The organism is Cellulophaga omnivescoria (assembly GCF_001999725.1).
Lineage (GTDB): Bacteria > Bacteroidota > Bacteroidia > Flavobacteriales > Flavobacteriaceae > Cellulophaga > Cellulophaga omnivescoria.
On the sequence record NZ_MDDP01000002.1, the window covers coordinates 107,165 to 130,440 of the forward strand.

Sequence of the window (23,276 nt, forward strand, 5' to 3'; positions counted from 1 at the left end):
TTTTTTGAATTGGAATTCTAAAGCAATTTATTAATAGCTCCACATATCTTGCTCTCTGTCTCTAATAACCTCTTTAATTCTTTTGGCCTCTAGTAACTGGAACAATGCGTTGTCTGAAATATAATCTTTAATTTTACGATCACCGTGTACATTTTCTTCTTTGTAAATTGTTGCGTGAAATCTTCTTGAATTTAGCAACATATCAAAAGAAATTGGACTAGCAGAATTACGTTGGTTAAAGACTTTTGCTTTATGTAATATTTCTCTGGCATCTGGGTACCAAACCCAAAATAAAGGAATTTTATTACCATCTATATCTACAGACTCATCATCTATAAAGTTAACATCTGGTGCTACTGGTGCTATACCTAATAAACGGTATTTTAACTCACCTTGTCTTTTATCAAAATACCACATTCCTTTAATTAGGTACTCTTCTAAATCTGCAGCTACAAGATCTCTTTTATTAATGTATTCTTCAGATACTTCTTCACCAGCATTGTACTGGTCATAACCGTAATCTGTTGTATCTACTTTTTGCATAGAAGCTTTTAAATCTTCTAACTTTCTTTTTTCAGTAAAGTAAGAATCTGCATAAACTTCTAATTCTCCGCTTTTAATAGCTTTCATTAAAACGTGGTATAAAGACCTTCTGTTCTTTCCTATATCAATTGTATCTATAGGATAGTATAATGGAAAGTTTACACGCTCATCTAAATCTATAACTTCCCATACAGTTGTAGACCATAAAACATCTCTGTCGTCTACGTAACCATATTTTAAAGGTCCGTCATTATCTTTTTTAATTTGTGCCTCAGTTTTTACACCTATTTCTTCTGGCTTTTTTGCATTCAATACGTTTGATTGCGCCATAGCAGATATTGAAGACACTGCTAAAAATCCTACTACTAAAATGTTTTTCCAATTCATCATTTAAATAATTTTGTTTTGAAGCTATAAGTAAGTTGCCATTTTGCAATAGCAACTTACCAATTAGTTTCATTTATTCTAGTTTGTAATTTCTACAAGTACACTAGAAACTTTCTTTAATCTGTAACTCTTGTTATTTGTAATATAAGCTTGGATATTAAATATCTGAACCATATCACCTCTTTTTGCTCTTTTTAATGCAGACTTAGCTCTACTGTCTAATTTTCTACCATTAACTCTTATTGTTGGTTGTCCTGGAACTTTAAAGCTAAAGCCGCTTACACCAATATTTAAATCAAAATCAAAATCTTCTAATATTGCACCAATTGTAGAAACTTCTAAGTTTTTACGAGGCATTTTAACGCTACCAGTTTCTCCTCTAATAGAACCTGTTGGGCTTGGTATATCTTTAATTCTAAATTCTGAAGAAGAACTAACCGGTTTACCATCTGGTAATGTACCAGAAGCTTTAATTGTTACTGTTCTACCAGAACCAGGAGTCATAACATACTTGCTACCACTTACAGACTTTAAACCAGGAGCAGAAGCTCTTACTTTATTGTTTGGTATACCAGGTATAGAAATTGTCATTGGGTTAGCAACACCACGGTAAACAACGTTCATTTTATCAGCTGCAATTAATGCTGCGCTTGGCTTAGATATAGTTGCAAAAGAATTTTTAACTTCTACAGGAACCTCTTCACCATCTTGCTTAAAGAAAAGTGTACCTGCTATTTCGTGATCACCTGGGTTACCAGCACCAATTAACATTTTTACACCTCCAGCCTCTAGCTGATAATCTGTACCTTCTTTTAATTTTCTACCATCTAATGTTAATTCTGCTCTTACTGGAGTAGAAGAATCATCAGTTTTGCTAATTATAATTTTACCATCATACTTTTCACCTGCATAAAATGCCGATTTAGATCCAAAAAGTGATGTTTTAAATTTCTTTAAAGAAACTTGATCTGTTAAGTTACCTTCTAACATTGCTTTTAAAGCGTCTTCTTCAGTTGCTTTAATATCAGACTGTAAAGCTGTAATTTTAGTTAAAGAAGCTATTAAAGGAAAACCTTCATAGTGATAGTTAATCCAATCTTGCTTGGTTTTATCTTTCTTCTCTACTTTACCATTAGCATCACCAGTTTCAAATCTAGCTTGTACTGATCCTTTAATTTTATCTGGCACAAGGCTAGATACTTGCTCACGGTAGTCTTTAATTCTTTTCATAAACTCTTTACCTCCTGGAGCTAAATTTTCTCCGCTAAAGAATTTTTGATCTAAATAATCAGACTTATCCATAACTTGGTAATCTGTAGGATCCTCAACGTTCTTAGTCATCTCTTTCTTAAGACCTTCTAAATAGTCGTAATACTCTTGAGATATTGCTTGTACTTTTTGTGCTTTTTTGTAATCTTCAGCATATTTTGCTGCATTTTCCTCAGCCTTTGTTCCAAGACCTTCTAAAAAAGCTACGTTATTTTCTGCTGTTTTTTTGTTAGAAGCTTCCATCTTTACATTCATTAAGCCGAATGCAGCTAGAACTTCTTTACTCATATTTAACGCCAGCATACAAATGAACACTAAGTACATTAAGTTTACCATTCTCTGACGTGGTGACTGTTTTCCTCCTGCCATGTTTTCTACTAATTTTAGTTAATAATTGATTTGGGGTTAAGTATTAACTAATTAGTTTTTACTCATTGCTGATAACATACCACCGTACACTCCGTTTAAAGAAGATAAGTTAGTAGCTAAAGATTCCATCTGATCTTTTAATGCTGAAGAGTTTTGTACTACTTCTTCATTAATTGAAGCTTGTCTGCTAGCACTTTCTAATTGTACTTTATATAAGCTGTTTAAAGATTCCATTTGTGAAGCGGCTTGTACCATTTCTTCAGAATATTTTCTAGTAGATTCCATTGCATCTACAGTAGGAGCAATTCCTTTAGCAGCACCTTCAAAGTTTTTAATGCTGTTACCAAGACTTCCCATTAATTCTGCATCAACACCAGCTTCTTTTAACATTTCGTCTAATTTTTTAGATAAAGATGCTTCTGTTTCTTTTACTTCTAAAGTTTCGTTTTTCTTTCTTGCTGATCCTTCACCACCTGCTAATTCTGGGTAAACTAAAGACCAATCTAATTCGTCTTCAATTGGCTCAAATGCACTAATGGCAAAAATAAGTGCCTCTGTAATAAGACCAATTGCTAATAATACACCACCGTTTAATGGACCTAACTCCCAGTGAAGAATTTTAAACAATGCTCCTATAATTACTACAGATGCTCCAAGGCCATAGGCCATATTAAATAATTTCTTTGTTGATTTTGACTGTGCCATAATTTCTAATTTTAATTTGGGTTTATTAATTATAAGTATTTAAGGTTAAATTTATTCGGTTATTAATTGGTAGAATCTTCTTCTCCCATGTAATCTTGTACAGTTCTAAAGCCAATATAACTACGGGCAGAATCTCTGTATTCATAATCTCTTGTAGACACTTGTAAGAAGTATGCAACATCTTTCCAAGAACCACCACGTATTACTCTTCTTGCGTTTCCACTATCTCCTCCGTTAGGATTCATTGTAGAAACAAAATCATAAGTACTTGGGTCGTAGCTAGAGCTTGTCCATTCAGACACGTTACCAGCCATATTATACAAGTTAAAGTCGTTAGGCTCATAAGATTTAGCCTCTACTGTATACAATGCTGCATCTGCAGCGTAATCTCCTCTTTGTGGCTTAAAGTTTGCCATGTAGCAACCTGTGTCACTAATTACATAAGGACCACCCCATGGGTACATACCACCTTCAATACCACCTCTTGCAGCGTACTCCCACTCTGCTTCTGTAGGTAATCTAAATTTGTTAACTGGTTGTTTACCTCTACTTTTTTGGTCGTCGTTCTTTAATTTTGTTCTCCAGTTACAAAAAGCTGTTGCTTGGTCCCAAGTAACACCTACTACAGGATATTCGCTATATGCATCATGCCAAAAATAGTCGTTGTGCATTGGCTCGTTGTAAGAGTATTCAAAATCTTTAATCCATACAGTTGTATCTGGGTATATTGGTAACTCAGTCTGCTTTATAAAATCTTTTCTGCTTCCAGTTTTAGATCTTGCAGCTGCGTCAATATCCATCCAACTATACTTATATATAAGTTGTGTAACATCTATAGTACGTTGGCCGTTGTATGCTTCTTCTTCAGGTATGTATAATTTATCCATTACCTCTACATAGTACTCATCTGGAAATTCAGAAGTGTCCCAAATAAGTTTTTCGTCCTTATTTAAAGCTCTACCTTCATAACCTAATGGACCACCACCTCCGTAGTTATCCATCATATACTTATCGTACTCAGACATTTTAGTTGTATCTGCATCTTTAAATGCATAATCTCCAATACCACCATCTTCTGGACTTAAGCCTAACTCATCTGCTAATATTGCCAATTTTGTTCTTGTAATAGAATCTTTAACCCATTCTACAAACTGACGATACTCACTATTTGTTATTTCAGTATCATCCATATAAAAAGAAGTTACTGTAACAGTTTTAGTTGGCGCATTTAAAACCTGCGCTTGGTCTTCTTCTGTTTTACCCATGATAAAAGATCCTCTTGGGATCAATTCCATACCATAAGGTTTCTCCGGATACCATTTTTTTCCTTGGGCTCCTACCAATTCTCCTTTTGTTCCTGACTTACCACAACTGCCAAGTAAAAGAACAAATCCCATGGACATTAACAATAGTTTCTTCATAATTATAGGTTAAATTTCGATTTAAGATATTTAGTTCTTAAACATATATATTCAAACATTAAAACAGCGTTTTAAACGAAATATTGTATTAAGACACGTTATTTTGTAATTTTTTTAATTGAGGCCTTTTTTAAATGCCTTAAACCACCTTTCTGGAATGTTTTGGTTGGTAGCCTCAACATAATCCGCCTTGGTGCAGGGTAATAACGCAGGCATTTCGTTTTTATTATATGAATTTAAAATTGATGGTACTTCTACCCACCATCTTTCTGTTAAATTACTTTTATAAAAAACAAGTTCCTCTAAGTCTGATGGAACTATATACTTTGTAAATGCTTCTTTATTTAAGTATGGCAACTCTTGTACTCTAAAGTTAAAACCCTCTATAAAATACCATATTATCTGGGCTACTAACTGAAAAGACTGATTAGAATTTTCACTTTCAAAAACCCCAAACACAGATAGTTTTTCACTTATACCTGCATATCTTGCAATGGCACAAATTTCTCTTCCTGTAAATCCGTTTGGAGAAAAATTATTTAACATTCCCATTTCGCTTGCGCGCACAGCTCGTGCATCTAAACTAACAATATGTGCATTTCGCAGAATTGGCTCTACCAAGGTAATATCTGAAGTTACCTCCCCTAAACGATATGCATCAAAAAAAAGACGCTCCATTAAATCTATTTCTTCTTGAGAGTTAAAATAGCTTTGGTAGCCAATATTTGAAAAATTAAATAAGTTATTTGGCTTATCTGTTATAATTTTACTCATATAGGAATGAGAAGAGATAAGCTCTTCATGATCTCCAAAATCAAACCTACTATCTATATTTACTAGGTTAATCATATTCCGGAGTCCATCAAAAGCTCTGTAACAGGGGTATGTTAAGTCTTGTGTAGGGCCAATTACTATTGGCACAATGTTTTCTTCTATTAAACCAGCAACAACTTCTTTTACCACAAAATAAGTATCGCTTACCTTTTCTCCTGGTTCTACATCTCCAAGATCTATAATGGTAGCGTTCCAATTGCCTACCATTAGTTTGTAAAGTTCTAATCTAACACTAGATAAATCTAGTGCTTCTGCTTTTTTCTCAAAAGCATTTCTGGCTTCATTAACACCTATTATTGCTATAGATGCCATTGCCAAAACTGGCAATCCGTCTTTTTTTGTGTGTTTGTATATTTTTTTACCTAATGCTTGCGACGGTAATAGCTCACAATGAGCTATTACTTTATCTGCCACTGGAGTCAAAAAATCGAACGCCATATATTTTTACTTCTTAGTCTTTGGTTTTGCTTTTGCTTTTGCCTTAGGTTTTGCTTTTGCCTTGGTTTTTTTCTTTGGGGTTTTCTTTTCTATCATTGCTTTAGCTTCTTCTAAAGTAATTTTAGTAGCATCTACTGTTTTAGCCAATTCTACTTTTATTTTACCTTTAAGAACATTGTGTCTACCCCACCTTGCTTTTTCTATACGTATACCTTCTTCTGGCCATTCTTGTATTAGCTTATCTATTTCTTTTTGCTTTTTAGCTTCAATAAGTTCTACAATATCCTCATAAGAAAGTGTATCAAAATCGTATTTTTTATTTACGTTAATAAACATCCCGTTCCACTTTATAAACGGACCAAAACGCCCTACACCTTTAGTAACCTCCATATCTTCATAAGAAGCTATTGGTGCATCTGCCTTTTGTTTTTCTTTAATTAATTCTATTGCTCTTTCTTTGGTAATATCTAAAGCACTTTCTCCTTTTTCCATAGAGATAAACTTTTTACCAAATTTTACGTAAGGACCAAACCTACCAACGTTTGCAGATACTTCTTCTCCTTCATACGTACCTAAATCTTTTGGCAGTTTAAAAAGCTCCATTGCTTCATCAAAAGTAATTGTACCTAAAGAGTGCTCTGGTAATAAACTAGCAAATTGTGGTTTTTCTTCTTCCTCTGCAGTACCTATTTGCACCATTGGTCCAAACCTACCTAAACGCACAGAAACTTGCCTACCTGTTTTTGGGTCTGTACCTAAAATACGTTCACCACTTGCTCTATCTGCATTTTGCTCTACATCTTCTACCTTAGGATGAAAATCTTTGTAGAAGTCTTTCATTACTTTACCCCAGTCTTCATCTCCTGTTGCAATTTCATCAAAATCTTCTTCTACTTTAGCTGTAAAATTATAATCTAAAATGGTTTCAAAATGATTTACCAAAAAGTCGGTTACAATCATTCCTATATCTGTAGGCACCATTTTACCTTTATCAGATCCAACCGTTTCTGTTAAGTTCTTTTCTTGTACATTATTGGCCTCTAACACCAATTGTGTATACTTACGCTCTACACCTTCTATAGTTCCTTTTTCTACATAGCCTCTGTTTTGTATTGTAGAAATTGTTGGGGCATAAGTAGACGGTCTTCCTATACCTAATTCTTCTAGTTTTTTAACTAAAGATGCTTCTGTAAATCTGTACGGCGCTCTAGAAAAACGTTCTGTTGCTGTAATGTAGTTGTTAAGTAATGTTTCTCCAACTTTCATTGCTGGTAACATACCTTCTTGCTCCTCTGTTTCTTCATCATCATGGCCCTCTAAATATACCTTTAAAAAACCATCAAACTTAATAACCTCTCCATTAGCAGTAAATTCTTCTTTATGTTTATCTGCCTGTATTTTTACATTAGTTCTCTCTAATTGCGCATCACTCATTTGTGAAGCTAAAGTACGTTTCCAAATAAGCTCATAAAGTCTTGCTTGGTCTCTTTCTAATGAAGGAGATTGCCTTTTCATATCTGTTGGCCTAACCGCCTCATGCGCTTCTTGTGCACCTTTGGTTTTACCTACATAATTACGAACCTCACTATATTCTTCACCGTAGTTTTCTATGATTGCTTCTTTTGCTGCATCTAAAGCTTCTTTAGATAGGTTTACGCTATCTGTTCTCATATAGGTTATTAAACCTGCCTCATATAAACGTTGTGCAACTTGCATTGTTCTACCTACAGAAAAATACAATTTACGTGCAGCCTCTTGTTGTAAGGTTGATGTTGTAAATGGCGCTGCAGGAGATTTTTTAGCTGGTTTTTTATCTAAGTTTGCTATAGAAAAATTAGCGCCAATATTTTTATTTAAAAAATCTTGTGCTGCCTTTTTACTAGAAAATGTTTTATTAATTTTTGCAGAAAAACTACTACCAGATTCTGTTTTAAACTCTGCAACTACTTTAAATGAAGCCTCTGGCGTAAAAGCTTCTATTGCTCTTTCTCTTTCTACAATTAACCTTACCGCTACAGACTGCACACGACCTGCAGAAAGTCCTGGTTTAATTTTTTTCCAAAGCACCGGAGATAATTCGTAACCAACCAACCTATCTAAAACTCTACGTGCCTGCTGTGCATTTACCAAGTTATAATTTATTTCTCTTGGGTTTTCTATTGCCTTTTGTATTGCAGACTTAGTAATAGAGTTAAAAACAATTCTTCTTGTTTTATTTTTATCTAGTTTTAATTCTTCTGCCAAATGCCAAGAAATAGCTTCTCCCTCACGATCCTCATCACTTGCAAGCCAAATAACTTCTGCTTTGTCTGCTAAATCTTTAAGTTTTTTTACAAGTTTTTTCTTTTCACTGTCTACAACATACTTAGGGGTAAAATCGTTTTCTACGTCTACTCCTAACTCTTTAGACGGTAAATCCGCAATGTGTCCAAAGCTAGACTCTACCTTGTAATCTTTTCCTAAAAATTTCTCTATTGTTTTTGCTTTTGCAGGTGACTCTACAATTACTAAATTCTTCGCCATTTTTTGGTTTTTGGTTGTACAAAAGTATAGCAATTTTTTTATTTAATACGTTATAAGGTAGAAACCAACAAAAAAAGACCGCATAAATTAGCGATCTTTTGTCTGTTTTTGTATTAAATTAATCTAGATTTAAGCTACTTAACAAGCTTATATTATTTTTTAAATATTTGTATTGATACAGAATATTATCTCCTACCATTAACAAGTTATTTTCTTTAGGTATTACATCAAAAGCAACTATATCTTTAAAATGATTAATTTCTTTTAGCTTGTCTACATCTGTTTTATCATAAACTTTTAAACCAGACTCTCCATCGCATATAAATAAAGTATTACCTTTTATTCCCAACCCATAAGGGCCGTCTAAAGGGTATTGCTTTGTTAAAACCGGATCTGTAATAGTACTTATATCTACTATGTATAAACCACTTTCTGTTGCCCCGCAGGTATTACCACCGCGTAAAGTTACATATGCATAATCTCCGTCTACAACAACAGGATCACAAGCTGTACCGTGCTGAAATTCTGAGACAAACGTTGGTGTTTGTGGATTTGTAATATCATATATATACATACCACTTTTGCTTCCTAAAAATAAATGATTATCTCTATTAAAAATAGTTTCTATATCAAAACCAGCATATATATCATCTAAGTCTAAAGGGTTTTCTAAATTTTGAATATTAAATACATTAATATTATGGTTATCTACTGCATATAAATAATCTTCTACAATTTTAAAACGTGCCAATGAACCTCCTTGACCCGTATTGCGAGCGTCTGCTGTGTTGTTTAATGCTACATCTTCAAACATTAATTGCACCTCTTCTTTTAACCTACGTTCTGTAACCACTTCCCAGCCTACTAACACCTCATCTTCTGTAGTTGCATTTTCCCACTCATAAATATCGGCCATAGGCCAAATAATATTGTCCTGCAGCACATTTTTTAACCTATTTACAAGTTTAATATTATCTTTATTAGCTATATTAAAAACCAGTAAATCTCTTAGACTATCGGCGTACAAATAGTTGTCTTTTACTGAAATATCTACATTACCTGCTATTTTTATAAAGGCAATTTTTATAGGGTTTTCTGGATTTTTATTATCTATTACGTGTACACCTTTGTATTTATCGTTCACAAAAATATAGTTGTTATAGGCATATATTTTACCAGATTCTTCTATAGGTTTAGGGGCAATAATATCGCCGCTGTCTTCAAACTCAGACAAGCTAATTTTTAATGGCTTAGCCACTAAAAAATTTGCATATTTACCATCATCTTCGTGATCTGTACAACTACAAAATACACTTACAAGGCTTAGTAATAAAAAGAAATGCTTTTTCATTCTTATATCTTTTTTGGTTGTTACAAAATAGATACAGAACAAACGCAAAGGTTGCGCAATTACTTACAAATTAGATGAAGCAAGCGCTTTTAACCTATCTTCTGTTTCATCTGCAAAACCAACTCCATTTTTATATGCATAATAAATAGGAATTCTTGCTAGCATTGCCGTAAACAAAACTCCTACTACACACAGTATTACACCAAGTTGTGCTATTAACCCCATTACAAAGGTAACTCCAAAAAGCACAAACCAATTTTTATTTCCTAAAGCAAAACTTGCCTTTACTATTTCTAGGGCAGACAATTCTTCTTCAAAAGCTAAAAAAACAGGAAATAAAGCCAATGGCACACCTAAATAAATTAAACCTACACCACAAGTAAGCATACCTACTATAGCTAAACCAATAGTTATAGAAGCTAAAATAAAAGCTTTAATCATATAATGTTTTTTAAAGTAGTAAAAATGACCATCTGTGTTTAGTTGTACATCTTTAGCCCTGCATATTCTATAGAAGCCAGCCATTAATAACAGGTTAACAGCAAAAATACACATCATTATAATTGGCATTAAAACCATTGAAAAAAAAGTATAAATAATAGGCGGCTCTTGTCTTTCAAATGCTTCTGCATTAAAAATACCAAGTGCTATTAAAGGCGTGTACATAACTAAAACAAGCAATAATGTTAGCAACGTAGTAAACAGTACCGTAACAAACCCCGGCAACCAAACCACTTTAAACAGTTCCATACTTTTATTAAAAATATCACCAAAATCTAATGCTGGTTTTGTAATAATTTTCCCTTCTACGTCGTAAAAATTCATCTCTTTAATTTGTATTATAAAAGCAAAAATAAACTTAACTGGGATTATAGCACTAAAAAACTATTAAATTTAACTGTCAAATTGTCACTTTTTTATATTTAGTACTATCTTTGTGCTTTTACAAGCTAGTAGTAGATTTAGATATGGCAGAAGAGAAAGTAATAGACGAAACAATACAGGGTAATTCTTTAACTCTAAAGAACAAAAAAGATAACACGCGCAAACTATACATAGAAAGTTATGGTTGCGCTATGAATTTTTCTGACAGTGAAATTGTTGCTTCTATTTTATCAAAAGAAGGCTTTAACACTACCAAGGTATTAGAAGATGCAGATCTTGTTTTAGTTAATACTTGCTCTATTAGAGAAAAAGCAGAACTAACCATACGCAAAAGGTTAGAGAAATTTAATGCCGTTAAAAGAACAAGACCACATTTAAAGGTTGGAGTTTTAGGCTGTATGGCAGAGCGCTTAAAAAGTCAATTTTTAGAACAAGAAAAAATTGTAGATATGGTTGTAGGTCCAGACGCCTATAAAGATTTACCTAACTTAATTAAGGAAGTAGACGAAGGCCGTAACGCAATAAACGTAATTTTATCTAAAGAAGAAACTTATGGTGATGTTGCTCCTGTACGTTTAAATACAAACGGAATTTCTGCTTACGTATCTATTACTCGCGGTTGCGATAATATGTGCACGTTTTGTGTTGTACCTTTTACACGTGGTAGAGAACGCAGTAGAGAGCCACAATCTATTTTAGAAGAAGTAAATGATCTTTGGAACAGAGGCTATAAAGAAATAACTCTGTTAGGACAAAATGTAGACAGTTACCTATGGTATGGTGGCGGATTAAAAAAAGATTTTAATCAAGCTACAGAAATGCAAAAAGCAACGGCTGTTAATTTTGCAAATTTATTAGAGATGACTGCAGTTGCACAGCCTAAAATGAGAATTCGTTTTTCTACATCTAACCCACAAGACTTAACGTTAGACGTGGTTAAAACAATGGCCAAGTATAATAACATTTGCAAACACATTCATTTACCAGTACAAAGCGGAAGCGATAGAATTTTAAAAGCTATGAACCGTTTACACACCAGGGAAGAATATTTTACATTAATAGATAATATTAGACAAATTATTCCTGATTGTGCTATTTCACAAGATATGATTGCCGGCTTCCCAACAGAAACTGAAGAAGACCATAAAGACACACTTTCTTTATTAGAATACGTAAAGTACGATTTTGGCTACATGTATTCTTATTCTGAAAGACCAGGTACAATGGCTGCACGTAAACTAGAAGATGATGTACCTGAAGCAGACAAAAAAAGAAGATTAGCAGAAATTATAGCACTGCAAAGACAACACTCTGGCTACAGACTACAACAACGTTTAGGTAAAATTGATGAAGTTTTAATTGAAGGAGAATCTAAAAGATCTACAGAACACTGGATGGGAAGAAACTCACAAAATGCTGTTGTTGTATTCCCTAAAGAAGAAGGTAGCCAAGTAGGAACGTTTGTAAATGTAAAAATTGAAGATTGCACAACAGGAACCCTTTTAGGTAGTATTGTAAAAAATTAAATATCATGGAATCTGTACAAGCAATAAAACAACGATTTGAAATTATTGGGAACGATGTACAACTTAATAGAGCTATAGAAAAAGCGATACAAGTTGCACCTACAGATATCTCTGTATTAGTTACTGGTGAAAGTGGTGTTGGTAAAGAGTCTATTCCTAAAATAATACACTCATTATCTCATAGAAAACACGCAAAATATATTGCTGTAAACTGTGGTGCAATTCCAGAGGGCACAATAGACAGTGAACTTTTTGGCCATGAAAAAGGAGCCTTTACAGGTGCTACAACTACCCGTAAAGGATATTTTGAAGTTGCAGATGGCGGCACCATTTTTTTAGATGAAGTTGGAGAGTTGCCCTTAACAACACAAGTACGTTTGCTACGTGTATTAGAAAACGGGGAATTTTTAAAAGTTGGCTCTTCACAAACGCAAAAAACCAATGTACGTATTGTTGCTGCTACAAACGTAAATATGTTTGAAGCTATTAAAAAAAATAGATTTAGAGAAGATTTGTACTATAGGTTAAGCACTGTAGAAATAAACCTTCCGCCTTTACGAGAGCGTTTAGAAGATATTCATTTACTTTTTAGAAAATTTGCATCAGATTTTAGTCAGAAATACAAAATGCCAACAATACGTTTGTCTGATGATGCAGTGCAAATACTACAAAAATACCGCTGGGCTGGTAACATAAGACAATTACGAAATGTTGCAGAACAAGTTTCTGTTTTAGAATCAGATCGTAATATCTCTGCCACTACCCTACACTCTTACTTGCCAAACGGAGGAAATACCAATTTACCTGCTGTTGTAAATCAAGAAAAAAAAGAGAGCGATTTTAGCAATGAAAGAGAAATTTTATACAAAGTTCTTTTTGATATGAAAGCAGATCTAAACGATCTAAAAAAATTAACACTAGAGTTAATGAAAAATAATGATAGTGAAAAAGTACAGGAAGAAAATGAACATTTAATACAAAAAATATACGGCGATCATGATGATGACGCTTTTGAAGAAGCAGAAAGCACACCATCAGAAATACTACACCTACCTAACCCAACTAGAGAAAGAGAGGAAGTTGTTTCTCCTATATTACCACAAGATGATAAATACCATTTTGCAGAAGAAATAGAAGAGGAAGAAACGCTATCTTTACAAGACAAAGAAATAGAGCTTATTAAAAAATCTTTAGAAAGAAACAGAGGGAAAAGAAAAGCCGCAGCTGCAGAATTAGGAATTTCTGAGCGTACTTTATATAGAAAAATAAAACAGTTTGATTTATAATTTGATGAAAAACATAAAAAACATTTTTGCAATACTACTTATAGTTTGTACTGTACAAGCCTGCGGACTAAAAAGTGTTGGATACAATTTTACCGGTGGTAGCACTGGAGACGCAAAATCTTTTCAGGTAAACTTTTTTCAAAATTATGCTTCGCAAAGCCCAGGGTCTACAGTAGAACCAGGTTTAGACAGAGACTTTACAAATGCCTTACAAGATTTATTAGGAAGTCAAACTAGCCTTAGTCTAACTCCATCTAACGGAGATTTAGTGTACGAAGGTGAAATTGTAGAATACCGTATTTCTCCTATGACAGCTACAGCGGCACAAACTGCCGCACAAAACAGGCTAACAATGACGGTTAATGTACGTTTTTACAATAAAACAAAAGAAGACTCGGATTTTGAACAGCGTTTTTCATTCTTTTACGATTATGATGCAAACTCTTTATTAGCATCTGTAAAATCTGAAGCACACGCAGAACTATTTGAGCGTATTACACAAGATATTTTTAGCAAATCATTAGCAGACTGGTAGTTTTATGAAAGTAACAGATTTTACATATTTACTACAAAAACCAGAAAGTATTAGTTCTGTAGCACAAATAAATCAGCTTGAAGAAATTATTACAGACTACCCATATTTTCAAGCCGCACGCGCTATACATTTAAAAGGACTAAAAAACACCAATAGTTTTAAATACAATAACGCACTAAAGGTTACTGCTGCACACACAGCAAACAGAGATGTTTTATTTGATTTTATTACATCACCAGAATTTTTAAATAATACAACTACTGTAAAGGAGATTAGAGAAAATGCTAATCTTAAAAAGTTGAATGTAATTTCTGAAGAAGTTGCCTCTCCTCCTAATATGTTAGAAGAAAGTGAAGATAATCCTTTACCACAAAACATAAATGACGCGGAAAAGATTTTAGATGATTCGCTTTTTGAAACTAAAGAAGTCACCAAAAAAGAAGAAACAAAAAAGGCTATTGAAAAATCACCTGAAGTTGAAATACAACAAGCAAACCCAGAAACAACTCAAAAAACAAGCACATCCATAACAGAAACTGAAGTAAAGGATGAATTAGAAATTTCTATTACTAATGAAGAGTTAGAGATTAAAAGCAAAGAAGATGCTTTTGAGAATATTACTGAGAAAAACACACTCGTTATACCAACAGAAAAGCTTGAAGAAGAAAAAACTGAAGCTGAAAAATTAAATATTGGTGCTCCTTTACACTTTACAAAAAACGAAAAATACTCTTTTGCACAATGGCTAGAACTCACAAACCCTAAACCAACAACAAAAGAGGAAGAAGTAAAAGAACAAGCCCAAGAAGAAAAAGAAATAGAGAAAGTTACGCCTTTAAACACTAAGGCAGACTTAAAACAAAATAAAGCACCCAAAACTTCTTTAGAAAAAAAAGAACCAAAGCAAAAAAAAAATAAGAAGTTTGACTTAATAGATAAGTTTATAAAAACAAATCCTAAAATTACTCCAGCAAAAAACATAGAAACCAAGGTAGATATTTCCAGTTCGGTAAAACTTAATAAAGACGAACTAATGACCGAGACACTTGCTAAGGTGTATTTAGAACAAAAAAAATACAAAAAAGCAATTCAAGCTTATAAGATTTTAAGTTTGAAATATCCAGAAAAAAGTAGTTTCTTTGCAAACCGAATAAAATCGGTAGAAAAAATTCAAAAAGAAAACATATAACAGATGAGTACGTTTACAATATTTTTAGTTCTTATTATTATAGTATCACTTTTACTAATGTTGGTAATTATGGTACAAAACCCAAAAGGTGGTGGTTTATCTTCTTCTTTTGGTGGCGGTGGCAACCAAGTAGTTGGTGGAGTTAAAAAGACTGGGGATTTTTTAGATAAAAGTACTTGGACTTTAGCTGCGTTACTAGTTGTATTAATTTTAATGTCTAATGTTGCATTACCAGGTAAAGGTGGCAACTCTGACTCTAAATTATTACAAGAAAAAAGTACAGAAGCTCCTGTAACAAACACACAAGCTCCTACAAGTACAGATACTAATTTAACAGATAGTATTAATTAAGAACGTACCGTTAAAACATATTAAAAATGCCAGCTTATGACAAGCTGGCATTTTTTGTTTTACAACTTGTCAGTTTTACGCTATGGCACAATTTCTGCCTATGTAACTGCAGAAAAATTAATATTAAAAATCATAAAATATGGCTAAAGTTAACATTAAACCATTGGCAGATAGAGTGCTAATTGAACCGATGGCAGCAGAAACTAAAACAGCTTCTGGATTAATAATTCCAGACACTGCTAAAGAAAAACCTCAACAAGGTAAAGTAGTTGCTGTTGGCCCAGGAACAAAAGATGAAAAAATAACTGTAAAAATTGGCGACACTGTACTTTACGGTAAGTATGCTGGTACAGAGTTAAAGTTAGAAGGTTCTGACTATTTAATGATGAGAGAAAGCGACATTTTAGCTATTATCTAAAAAACAGCTATTTGCTAATTGCCTAAGGCTTTTAGCTCTAAATTAATAATCAAACTTGTGTCTTTAGTTGCTTACTAAAGACTAAACTTAAAAACATATAAACAAAAATGGCAAAAGATATTAAATTTGACATTGAAGCTAGAGACGGCCTTAAAAGAGGTGTAGATGCTTTAGCAAACGCAGTAAAAGTAACATTAGGCCCAAAAGGAAGAAACGTAATTATTAGCAAATCATTTGGTGCACCAACAGTAACTAAAGATGGTGTATCTGTAGCTAAAGAAATAGAGCTTGCAGATCCTTTAGAAAATATGGGAGCACAAATGGTTAAAGAAGTTGCTTCTAAAACTAACGATTTAGCTGGTGACGGTACCACAACCGCTACAGTTTTAGCACAATCTATAGTAAAAGAAGGTCTTAAAAACGTTGCTGCAGGTGCAAATCCAATGGATTTAAAAAGAGGTATAGACAAAGCTGTAGAAGCTATTGTAGAAGACCTTGCTAAACAATCTAAAAAAGTTGGAGATTCATCTGATAAAATTAAACAAGTTGCATCTATCTCTGCAAATAACGACGAAACTATTGGCGAACTAATTGCACAAGCTTTTGGTAAAGTTGGTAAAGAGGGTGTTATTACTGTAGAAGAAGCTAAAGGAACAGATACTTATGTAGATGTTGTAGAAGGTATGCAGTTTGACAGAGGTTACCTTTCTCCTTACTTTGTAACAGATTCTGAAAAAATGGTTGCTGAGCTAGAGAACCCATATATTTTATTGTTTGATAAAAAAATATCTGCAATGAAAGATCTTTTACCAGTATTAGAACCTGTAGCTCAGTCTGGTAAACCATTATTAATTATCTCTGAAGATGTAGATGGAGAAGCTTTAGCTACTTTAGTCGTTAACAAGTTACGTGGATCTTTAAAAATTGCTGCTGTTAAAGCTCCTGGTTTTGGAGATAGACGTAAGGCAATGTTAGAAGATATTGCTATTTTAACTGGTGGTACAGTTATTTCTGAAGAAAGAGGTTTCTCTTTAGAAAGCGCTACTTTAGATATGCTTGGTACTTGTGAAAAAGTATCTATAGATAAAGATAACACTACTATAGTAAATGGTTCTGGTGATGCTGCTACAATTAACACAAGAGTTAACCAAATTAAATCTCAGATAGAGACTACTACATCTGACTACGATAAAGAAAAACTACAAGAGCGCTTAGCTAAATTAGCTGGTGGTGTTGCTGTACTTTATGTTGGTGCTGCATCTGAGGTAGAAATGAAAGAGAAAAAAGATAGAGTTGATGATGCATTACACGCTACAAGAGCTGCCGTAGAAGAAGGTATTGTTGCTGGTGGTGGTGTTGCTTTAGTTAGAGCTAAAGCTGTTTTATCTAAAATAAAAGCAGAGAACGCAGACGAAGAAACTGGTTTACAAATTGTTGCTAGAGCAATAGAAGCTCCATTACGTACAATTGTAGAAAATGCTGGCGGAGAAGGCTCTGTTGTTGTTGCTAAAGTTATTGAAGGTAAAGGAGATTTTGGTTACGATGCTAAGTCTGAAACTTATACAGATATGCTTAAAGCTGGTATTATAGATCCTAAAAAAGTAACTAGAGTTGCATTAGAAAACGCTGCTTCGGTTTCTGGTATGATCTTAACTACAGAATGTGCATTAACAGACATTAAAGAAGATACACCTGCTGCTGCACCTCCAATGGGTGGTGGTATGCCAGGTATGATGTAATCTTCAAAAGATAAGAATACTAAAAACGCTCCAATTTTCATTGGAGCGTTTTTTATATAAAGTATTTAAACTATTCTTTATGTTCTTCTTGCACATCTTTATTTCTGTAAAAACAACACGCGTGTAAACTGTTGTAAACTTCATCTGGAGCTTTTAGGTTTTTAGTATCATGACCTACAGCCGCAACACTACTCTCTATAGTGTTTAAATTTGTTTTACGCTCATCATAAATTACTTTAAGCTCATGCGTTTTTACATTCCAAATAGCACTTTTAACACCCTTGGTTTTTACACAGGCTTTTTCTATGCGTTCTTTACACATTAAGCACACACCATTTACTTCTAAACTTGCCTTTGCATTTTTGTTTTGCCCAAAAGACACATAAGCAAACAACATCATTACAATAACAGCTATTTTTTTCATAATTTTTATATTTATTTTTTAAACTTATTTATTTTAAATCGCAATCCTGCGTAATACATACTTCCAAAAACTGGCCCGTATACAAATGTAGTATCAAAATTAGAGCCAAAAGGATTATCTGCCCCTACAATTGGCATACTTTGCCTAACGTTAGTTATATTTTCTCCTCCTACATACACCTCAAACTTAGGAGAAAACACCTTAGTAATTTGCGCATTTAAAGTAGCTACTTCTGGAGAGTATTCTGGCAACTGATATTGTTGCGGGTTACTTTCTGTAGATGAAAAACGCTGTGCACCTAGCCAGTTAAAAGTAGCGTCAAATTTCCATTTTTTAATAAAACCGTGGCCTTTTGTTTGGTATGATGCGTTTGCAAAAAAACGATGCTTAGGTGTTAAAGATCTTTCTAATTTTGCAGATTTGTATTGTGTTTTAATGTCGTACAACTTGTAAGCAACCCGTAAATCTAAATTACCAACAACATTGTAGTTTAATTCTGTCTGAAAACTATTAGCGTAACTATCTCCTTCTAAATTGTAAAAATTAACCTCTTGCGGGTTTTCCCAATCTACCACTATCTGATTTTGAAAATCTGTTCTGTAAAAATCTACAGAGATATCTCCTTTTCTATCAAATAAATTAAAGCCTTGCAAAAAAGACACTCCATAATTCCAGGCAATTTCTGGGTCTAAACCATAAATATTACCACCAGCATCTTCAATATTAATAGTTCTGCCGGTAGCAAACATACGTTGGTTTTCGGCAAAAATATTAGCAGTACGCTTACCTCTACCAAAAGAAGCTCTAAGAGCAGATTTTTCCCAAGGAGAATAACGTAAATGAAATCTTGGAGTTACAAAAAATCCAAGTCTGTTATGGTTATCCACACGTACTCCCGCTGTAATGTTTAGCTTTTCTAAATTATCAAAACCATACTCAAAATACCCTCCAATAGAATTATCTATACGCGCATAATTATCTGTAAGTACTAACTCATCATACTTATCATATGTAAAATTAATCCCGGTTTTAACTTTATGTCTAGAGTCTCCTATTATAGAATTGTAATTAATGTTAGAATATACACTACTATGCTCTATATCATACACATTTAAACCAAAATAAGAATCCTGCTTGTGGTTACTTACAGCAAACTGCGCACCTAAAACTTGCCAAGGTAATTCTGGATTAACATAGCCAAACTTTGCAGAAAAATCTAAACGCTCTGTATTAATTTCACTTCCCCAAACATTGTTAGTTAGCTTATCTGTATCTGGATCAAAATCTAACTCTCCCGTCTGTTTTTCATCATTTAAGTACCTAATATTAAAAAAGGATCCAATTCCTTTTTCCATATCTATATACTGCCACCTGTTCATAATATTAACTTGGTTATACAATGGCATATCCATAAAACCATCATTATTAACATCATGTTTTTTGTTGTGCCTATTACCATGTACATACAAACCAGTACTCCATTTATCACTAACCTTAGTGTTAAAATGAGTATTTAACTCCAAACGCTCACTGCTTGCAGCATAAAGGTTTACAAACAAGGCGTCATCTGTAATAGGCTTTTTTAGCTCTGCGTTAATTTGTCCGGCTATACTCTCATACCCATTAATAACACTGCCCATACCTTTGGTAATTTGTATACTCTCTACCCAGGTACCAGGTATAAAACTTAACCCATATGCTTGTGATGCACCACGTACAGATGGTATATTTTCTGTTGCAATTAATATATAAGGACTAGTTAAACCTAACATTTTAATTTGCCTTGTACCAGAAACAGCATCTGCAAAATTTACATCTATAGATGGATTTGTCTCAAAACTCTCAGATAAATTGCAACAGGCAGCTTTTAAAAGCTCATCACTACTAACCACCATAGTGTTTTCTGCCTTTAAGTAAAGTTTAGTTGTAGCCTCTTTTTTTGCCGTTATTGTAACCTCATCTAATGTACTTACAGACTTTAATGTATGAGCTATATTACCCGGCTTAGCTATATTAAGGGTATCTGTCTTAAACCCAACATAACTAATTATTAATTTAGAATATTCTTTTTTGTAAGGCACAGTAAAAGTACCGTCTGTACCAGTAATTACACCTACACTAGTATTATGCCAGTACACATTTGCACCAGACAAAGGCACTACTTCACCACTAGCAGTCTCTTCATTTATTACGCCACTAACTTTGTCCTGTGCAAAATTAAAAATTGGTAGTAAAAGAAGAATAAATATTATTTTTCTCATTTTTTAAATCGATTTTTTAAAACTTAAAACATATTTTAAAAGTTTATAGAACACAAACTTTCTCAACATAATGCAGTAATAGTATTATGTTGTAAGATAATCAGTTATAAAAAAATCAAATTATAAAAACCTGATGAGCAACCTGTATATTTTGCACCAGAAGTGGTGGTGCGTATTTTTTTTCACTAGTTTTTTGTTCTAAAACACTTACATTACTAGTGACTATATTTAAAATTGAAGTAACAACATACTGTGTTATTACTTTCTCTTTTTTATCTGTACCAAATGTTAATCTATCTTGGCCCTTTACGGCCTCTAATATACCTTTACAACAGCTGTCTTCTGTAGTGTTTTCTGTTTGTATAAAAGCACTTTCTCCGCAACCAAAATCTTCTGGATAAACAGATACAGAAACTAACTCACCACAACAAAAATGCTTTTCTACAGCAAAGGATACTGTAGAAATAAGCACTAAAAAAGCAAGTGCAAAAGTTGTTATTTTATGTAGTAGTTGTTTCATTACAATAACAAAAGTAAATAAAAAACTAATATTTACACACTTTAGGTTGCCAAACCAACGTTAAATGTGGTATGCACTGTAAGTTTTGTTATTTAAAAACTACTTTATTAAAATAAATAATAATGCAGATTTAAAAATTAAGGTATATTTTTGCACAAAATTTTTAGCTTACAGCAAATGTTACAAGATCTAAAACCATCAGTTCTAAAGATTATAGAAGACAATAAAGGCAACAAAGACCAAAGTCTTTTAGCTATTTGTGAATTATTAGAAGAAAACGTACCCTACTACAACTGGGTAGGTTTTTATTTTAAAAATGGTGACAAAAACGAATTAAAATTGGGTCCGTACGTAGGAGAACCAACAGATCATGTAATTATTCCTTTTGGCAAAGGTATTTGCGGGCAAGTTGCTGTTTCTAACAAAAATTTTGTTGTACCAGATGTACAAGCTCAAGACAACTATATAGCTTGTAGTATAACTGTAAAAGCCGAAATAGTAATTCCCATTTTTGTTAACGGAGAAAATATTGGCCAAATAGATATAGACTCTAATACACCAGACCCTTTTTCTAAAGAAGATGAAGACTTTTTAGAGTTTGTATGCGCAGAAGTTGCTAAAATTCTTTAAAACTTTACGTTTTTGTTAATAAACCATTGCCGTTCTTAATCGCAAAAAAATTACTTTTGTGTCCTTATTCAATCTTTTAACAATAAGCACATAAAATGAGTACCACAAAAAAAGCTACATCGGCATTAATTTCTGTTTTTCATAAAGACGGTTTAGAACCTTTAGTAAAAAAGTTTAGCGAACTAGGAATAACAATTTATTCTACTGGAGGCACAGAAAAATTTATTAAAGAATTAGGAATTGATGTTATACCTGTAGAAGATGTAACTAGCTACCCATCTATTTTAGGAGGACGCGTAAAAACACTACACCCTAAAGTTTTTGGTGGTATTTTAAACAGACAAGAAAATGAGAACGACCAAGCACAGTTAGCTGAGTTTGATATTCCTCAGTTAGATATTGTAATTGTAGACTTATACCCGTTTGAAAAAACAGTTGCAAGTGGTGCTCCTGAGCAAGACATTATTGAAAAAATTGATATAGGTGGTATTTCTCTAATTAGAGCTGCTGCCAAAAATTTTAAAGATGTACTTTGCGTTTCTTCTATGGAAGATTACAGTGAGGTTTTAGATATAATTACTACTGGTAATGGCACAACTACTTTAGAAGATCGTAAGCGTTTTGCTGCCAAATCTTTTAATGTATCTTCTCATTACGATACTGCCATATTTAACTACTTTAACAAAGACAAGGAAGAAACAGTTTTAAAAATTAGTGAAACAAACGGTAAAGTTTTACGCTACGGAGAAAATCCGCACCAAAAAGGATTCTTTTTTGGAGATTTTGAAGCAATGTTCAACAAATTACACGGTAAAGAACTAAGCTACAACAACTTATTAGATGTAGATGCTGCTGTAAACTTAATAGGTGAATTTAAAAATGATGAACCTACGTTTGCCATTTTAAAACATAATAATGCTTGTGGTTTAGCCTCTAGAAGTACTTTACACCAAGCATATGTAGATGCTTTAGCTGGCGATCCTGTTTCTGCTTTTGGTGGGGTATTAATAGCTAACAAAGAAATAGACCTTGCAACTGCAGAAGAAATACACAAATTATTTTGTGAGGTTGTTATAGCTCCTAGCTATGCAGCAGATGCTTTAGAAGTATTAAAAGGTAAAAAGAACAGAATTATTTTAGTGCAGAATGATGTAGCCTTACCAGAAACATTGGTAAGAACTTGTTTAAATGGTGTACTAGTACAAGATAAAGATCATAAAACTGATACTGCTGCAGATTTGCAAAATGCAACAGACAAAAAACCAACAGCAGAAGAAATTGAAGATTTACTATTTGCATCTAAATTATGTAAGCATACAAAATCTAACACAATTGTACTTGCCAAAGGAAAACAATTATGTGCTAGTGGTACAGGACAAACCTCTAGGGTAGATGCTTTAAACCAGGCAATACATAAAGCAAAGTCTTTTAATTTTGATTTAAACGGAGCTGTTATGGCTAGTGACGCATTTTTTCCTTTCCCAGACTGTGTAGAAATTGCAGGAAATAATGGTATTACAAGTGTTATACAGCCTGGAGGTTCTATAAAAGACCAATTAAGCATAGATTATTGCAATGAAAACAAAATTTCTATGGTAATGACTGGCACACGTCATTTTAAACATTAATTTTGTTACATTCGTCGATTAAACTTACTTTTAGTCCAGAAACC

Annotated in this window: 20 protein-coding genes; 9 read left to right on the forward strand and 11 right to left on the reverse strand. The window is 33.2% G+C overall.

Translation table 11 applies throughout. The features are described 5' to 3' along the window. Positions 1-30: 30 nt before the first annotated feature. The 8 genes from porN to BFJ87_RS01485 all read right to left on the reverse strand — a co-directional run bounded on the left by porN (position 31) and on the right by BFJ87_RS01485 (position 10,665). A complete protein-coding gene (gene porN, locus BFJ87_RS01450) occupies positions 31-930 on the reverse strand; it encodes a type IX secretion system ring subunit PorN/GldN (protein WP_034646186.1) in 900 nt (299 codons plus the stop codon). Positions 931-1,008: 78 nt separating this feature from the next. Next, complete coding sequence (gene porM / locus BFJ87_RS01455) at positions 1,009-2,568, reverse strand: type IX secretion system motor protein PorM/GldM (RefSeq protein ID WP_077398930.1); 1,560 nt, start codon at positions 2,566-2,568, stop codon at positions 1,009-1,011. A 51-nt stretch (positions 2,569-2,619) separates the two neighbouring features. Continuing rightward, entirely contained in the window at positions 2,620-3,273 is a 654-nt protein-coding gene (gene porL, locus BFJ87_RS01460) for a type IX secretion system motor protein PorL/GldL (protein WP_077398932.1), read from the reverse strand. Between the two features lie 62 nt (positions 3,274-3,335). After that, on the reverse strand, positions 3,336-4,694 hold the full coding sequence (gene porK / locus BFJ87_RS01465) for a T9SS ring complex lipoprotein PorK/GldK (RefSeq protein WP_077398934.1): 1,359 nt from the start codon (positions 4,692-4,694) through the stop codon (positions 3,336-3,338). 114 nt (positions 4,695-4,808) lie between these two features. Next, complete coding sequence (locus BFJ87_RS01470) at positions 4,809-5,966, reverse strand: formimidoylglutamase (protein WP_077398936.1); 1,158 nt, start codon at positions 5,964-5,966, stop codon at positions 4,809-4,811. Positions 5,967-5,972: 6 nt separating this feature from the next. Beyond that, on the reverse strand, positions 5,973-8,489 hold the full coding sequence (topA, locus tag BFJ87_RS01475; protein WP_077398938.1) for a type I DNA topoisomerase: 2,517 nt from the start codon (positions 8,487-8,489) through the stop codon (positions 5,973-5,975). Positions 8,490-8,607: 118 nt separating this feature from the next. Continuing rightward, on the reverse strand, positions 8,608-9,840 hold the full coding sequence (locus tag BFJ87_RS01480; RefSeq protein ID WP_077398940.1) for an LVIVD repeat-containing protein: 1,233 nt from the start codon (positions 9,838-9,840) through the stop codon (positions 8,608-8,610). 63 nt (positions 9,841-9,903) lie between these two features. Beyond that, the gene (locus BFJ87_RS01485) at positions 9,904-10,665 is read right to left on the reverse strand and encodes a hypothetical protein (protein WP_077398942.1); all 762 of its coding nucleotides are present in this window, start codon (positions 10,663-10,665) and stop codon (positions 9,904-9,906) included. A gap of 143 nt (positions 10,666-10,808) precedes the next feature. Between BFJ87_RS01485 and miaB the strand changes: the two genes are divergently transcribed. The 7 genes from miaB (at position 10,809) to groL (ending at position 17,769) form a co-directional block, all read left to right on the forward strand. Then, positions 10,809-12,251 (forward strand): tRNA (N6-isopentenyl adenosine(37)-C2)-methylthiotransferase MiaB, encoded by a 1,443-nt coding sequence (gene miaB, locus BFJ87_RS01490; protein ID WP_077398944.1) that lies wholly within the window; start codon positions 10,809-10,811, stop codon positions 12,249-12,251. Between the two features lie 5 nt (positions 12,252-12,256). After that, the gene (locus BFJ87_RS01495; protein WP_077398946.1) at positions 12,257-13,537 is read left to right on the forward strand and encodes a sigma-54 interaction domain-containing protein; all 1,281 of its coding nucleotides are present in this window, start codon (positions 12,257-12,259) and stop codon (positions 13,535-13,537) included. Between the two features lie 4 nt (positions 13,538-13,541). Beyond that, positions 13,542-14,072 (forward strand): LptE family protein, encoded by a 531-nt coding sequence (locus tag BFJ87_RS01500; RefSeq protein ID WP_077398948.1) that lies wholly within the window; start codon positions 13,542-13,544, stop codon positions 14,070-14,072. Positions 14,073-14,076: 4 nt separating this feature from the next. Next, a complete protein-coding gene (locus BFJ87_RS01505) occupies positions 14,077-15,261 on the forward strand; it encodes a hypothetical protein (protein WP_077398950.1) in 1,185 nt (394 codons plus the stop codon). A gap of 3 nt (positions 15,262-15,264) precedes the next feature. Continuing rightward, the gene (gene secG / locus BFJ87_RS01510; protein WP_077398952.1) at positions 15,265-15,612 is read left to right on the forward strand and encodes a preprotein translocase subunit SecG; all 348 of its coding nucleotides are present in this window, start codon (positions 15,265-15,267) and stop codon (positions 15,610-15,612) included. A gap of 139 nt (positions 15,613-15,751) precedes the next feature. Next, the gene (locus BFJ87_RS01515; protein WP_013620349.1) at positions 15,752-16,030 is read left to right on the forward strand and encodes a co-chaperone GroES; all 279 of its coding nucleotides are present in this window, start codon (positions 15,752-15,754) and stop codon (positions 16,028-16,030) included. A 107-nt stretch (positions 16,031-16,137) separates the two neighbouring features. After that, complete coding sequence (gene groL / locus BFJ87_RS01520) at positions 16,138-17,769, forward strand: chaperonin GroEL (protein WP_077398954.1); 1,632 nt, start codon at positions 16,138-16,140, stop codon at positions 17,767-17,769. Between the two features lie 70 nt (positions 17,770-17,839). Here groL and BFJ87_RS01525 read toward each other — a convergent pair whose 3' ends face one another. The 3 genes from BFJ87_RS01525 to BFJ87_RS01535 form a co-directional block, all read right to left on the reverse strand. Next, the gene (locus BFJ87_RS01525) at positions 17,840-18,193 is read right to left on the reverse strand and encodes a heavy-metal-associated domain-containing protein (protein ID WP_077398956.1); all 354 of its coding nucleotides are present in this window, start codon (positions 18,191-18,193) and stop codon (positions 17,840-17,842) included. 11 nt (positions 18,194-18,204) lie between these two features. Next, positions 18,205-20,454: a TonB-dependent receptor gene (locus tag BFJ87_RS01530; protein WP_075694511.1), complete on the reverse strand. Its 2,250-nt coding sequence runs from the start codon at positions 20,452-20,454 to the stop codon at positions 18,205-18,207. A 115-nt stretch (positions 20,455-20,569) separates the two neighbouring features. Further along, positions 20,570-20,974 carry an HYC_CC_PP family protein gene (locus BFJ87_RS01535; protein ID WP_075694512.1) on the reverse strand — a complete coding sequence of 135 codons (405 nt, stop codon included), beginning with the start codon at positions 20,972-20,974 and terminating at the stop codon, positions 20,570-20,572. 177 nt (positions 20,975-21,151) lie between these two features. On the opposite strand from BFJ87_RS01535, the gene BFJ87_RS01540 reads away from it, so the two are divergent. Both BFJ87_RS01540 and purH read left to right on the forward strand, forming a co-directional pair. Continuing rightward, the gene (locus tag BFJ87_RS01540; protein WP_075694513.1) at positions 21,152-21,604 is read left to right on the forward strand and encodes a GAF domain-containing protein; all 453 of its coding nucleotides are present in this window, start codon (positions 21,152-21,154) and stop codon (positions 21,602-21,604) included. 95 nt (positions 21,605-21,699) lie between these two features. Beyond that, entirely contained in the window at positions 21,700-23,232 is a 1,533-nt protein-coding gene (purH, locus tag BFJ87_RS01545; RefSeq protein WP_077398958.1) for a bifunctional phosphoribosylaminoimidazolecarboxamide formyltransferase/IMP cyclohydrolase, read from the forward strand. Positions 23,233-23,276 lie beyond the last annotated feature (44 nt).

What these genes read in the sequence shown, in the direction of transcription:
- porN (WP_034646186.1), bottom strand. Translation starts at nt 930, where the DNA reads ATGAATTGGAAAAACATTTTAGTAGTAGGATTTTTAGCAGTGTCTTCA.
- porM (WP_077398930.1), bottom strand. Translation starts at nt 2,568, where the DNA reads ATGGCAGGAGGAAAACAGTCACCACGTCAGAGAATGGTAAACTTAATG.
- porL (WP_077398932.1), bottom strand. Translation starts at nt 3,273, where the DNA reads ATGGCACAGTCAAAATCAACAAAGAAATTATTTAATATGGCCTATGGC.
- porK (WP_077398934.1), bottom strand. Translation starts at nt 4,694, where the DNA reads ATGAAGAAACTATTGTTAATGTCCATGGGATTTGTTCTTTTACTTGGC.
- BFJ87_RS01470 (WP_077398936.1), bottom strand. Translation starts at nt 5,966, where the DNA reads ATGGCGTTCGATTTTTTGACTCCAGTGGCAGATAAAGTAATAGCTCAT.
- topA (WP_077398938.1), bottom strand. Translation starts at nt 8,489, where the DNA reads ATGGCGAAGAATTTAGTAATTGTAGAGTCACCTGCAAAAGCAAAAACA.
- BFJ87_RS01480 (WP_077398940.1), bottom strand. Translation starts at nt 9,840, where the DNA reads ATGAAAAAGCATTTCTTTTTATTACTAAGCCTTGTAAGTGTATTTTGT.
- BFJ87_RS01485 (WP_077398942.1), bottom strand. Translation starts at nt 10,665, where the DNA reads ATGAATTTTTACGACGTAGAAGGGAAAATTATTACAAAACCAGCATTA.
- miaB (WP_077398944.1), top strand. Translation starts at nt 10,809, where the DNA reads ATGGCAGAAGAGAAAGTAATAGACGAAACAATACAGGGTAATTCTTTA.
- BFJ87_RS01495 (WP_077398946.1), top strand. Translation starts at nt 12,257, where the DNA reads ATGGAATCTGTACAAGCAATAAAACAACGATTTGAAATTATTGGGAAC.
- BFJ87_RS01500 (WP_077398948.1), top strand. Translation starts at nt 13,542, where the DNA reads ATGAAAAACATAAAAAACATTTTTGCAATACTACTTATAGTTTGTACT.
- BFJ87_RS01505 (WP_077398950.1), top strand. Translation starts at nt 14,077, where the DNA reads ATGAAAGTAACAGATTTTACATATTTACTACAAAAACCAGAAAGTATT.
- secG (WP_077398952.1), top strand. Translation starts at nt 15,265, where the DNA reads ATGAGTACGTTTACAATATTTTTAGTTCTTATTATTATAGTATCACTT.
- BFJ87_RS01515 (WP_013620349.1), top strand. Translation starts at nt 15,752, where the DNA reads ATGGCTAAAGTTAACATTAAACCATTGGCAGATAGAGTGCTAATTGAA.
- groL (WP_077398954.1), top strand. Translation starts at nt 16,138, where the DNA reads ATGGCAAAAGATATTAAATTTGACATTGAAGCTAGAGACGGCCTTAAA.
- BFJ87_RS01525 (WP_077398956.1), bottom strand. Translation starts at nt 18,193, where the DNA reads ATGAAAAAAATAGCTGTTATTGTAATGATGTTGTTTGCTTATGTGTCT.
- BFJ87_RS01530 (WP_075694511.1), bottom strand. Translation starts at nt 20,454, where the DNA reads ATGAGAAAAATAATATTTATTCTTCTTTTACTACCAATTTTTAATTTT.
- BFJ87_RS01535 (WP_075694512.1), bottom strand. Translation starts at nt 20,974, where the DNA reads ATGAAACAACTACTACATAAAATAACAACTTTTGCACTTGCTTTTTTA.
- BFJ87_RS01540 (WP_075694513.1), top strand. Translation starts at nt 21,152, where the DNA reads ATGTTACAAGATCTAAAACCATCAGTTCTAAAGATTATAGAAGACAAT.
- purH (WP_077398958.1), top strand. Translation starts at nt 21,700, where the DNA reads ATGAGTACCACAAAAAAAGCTACATCGGCATTAATTTCTGTTTTTCAT.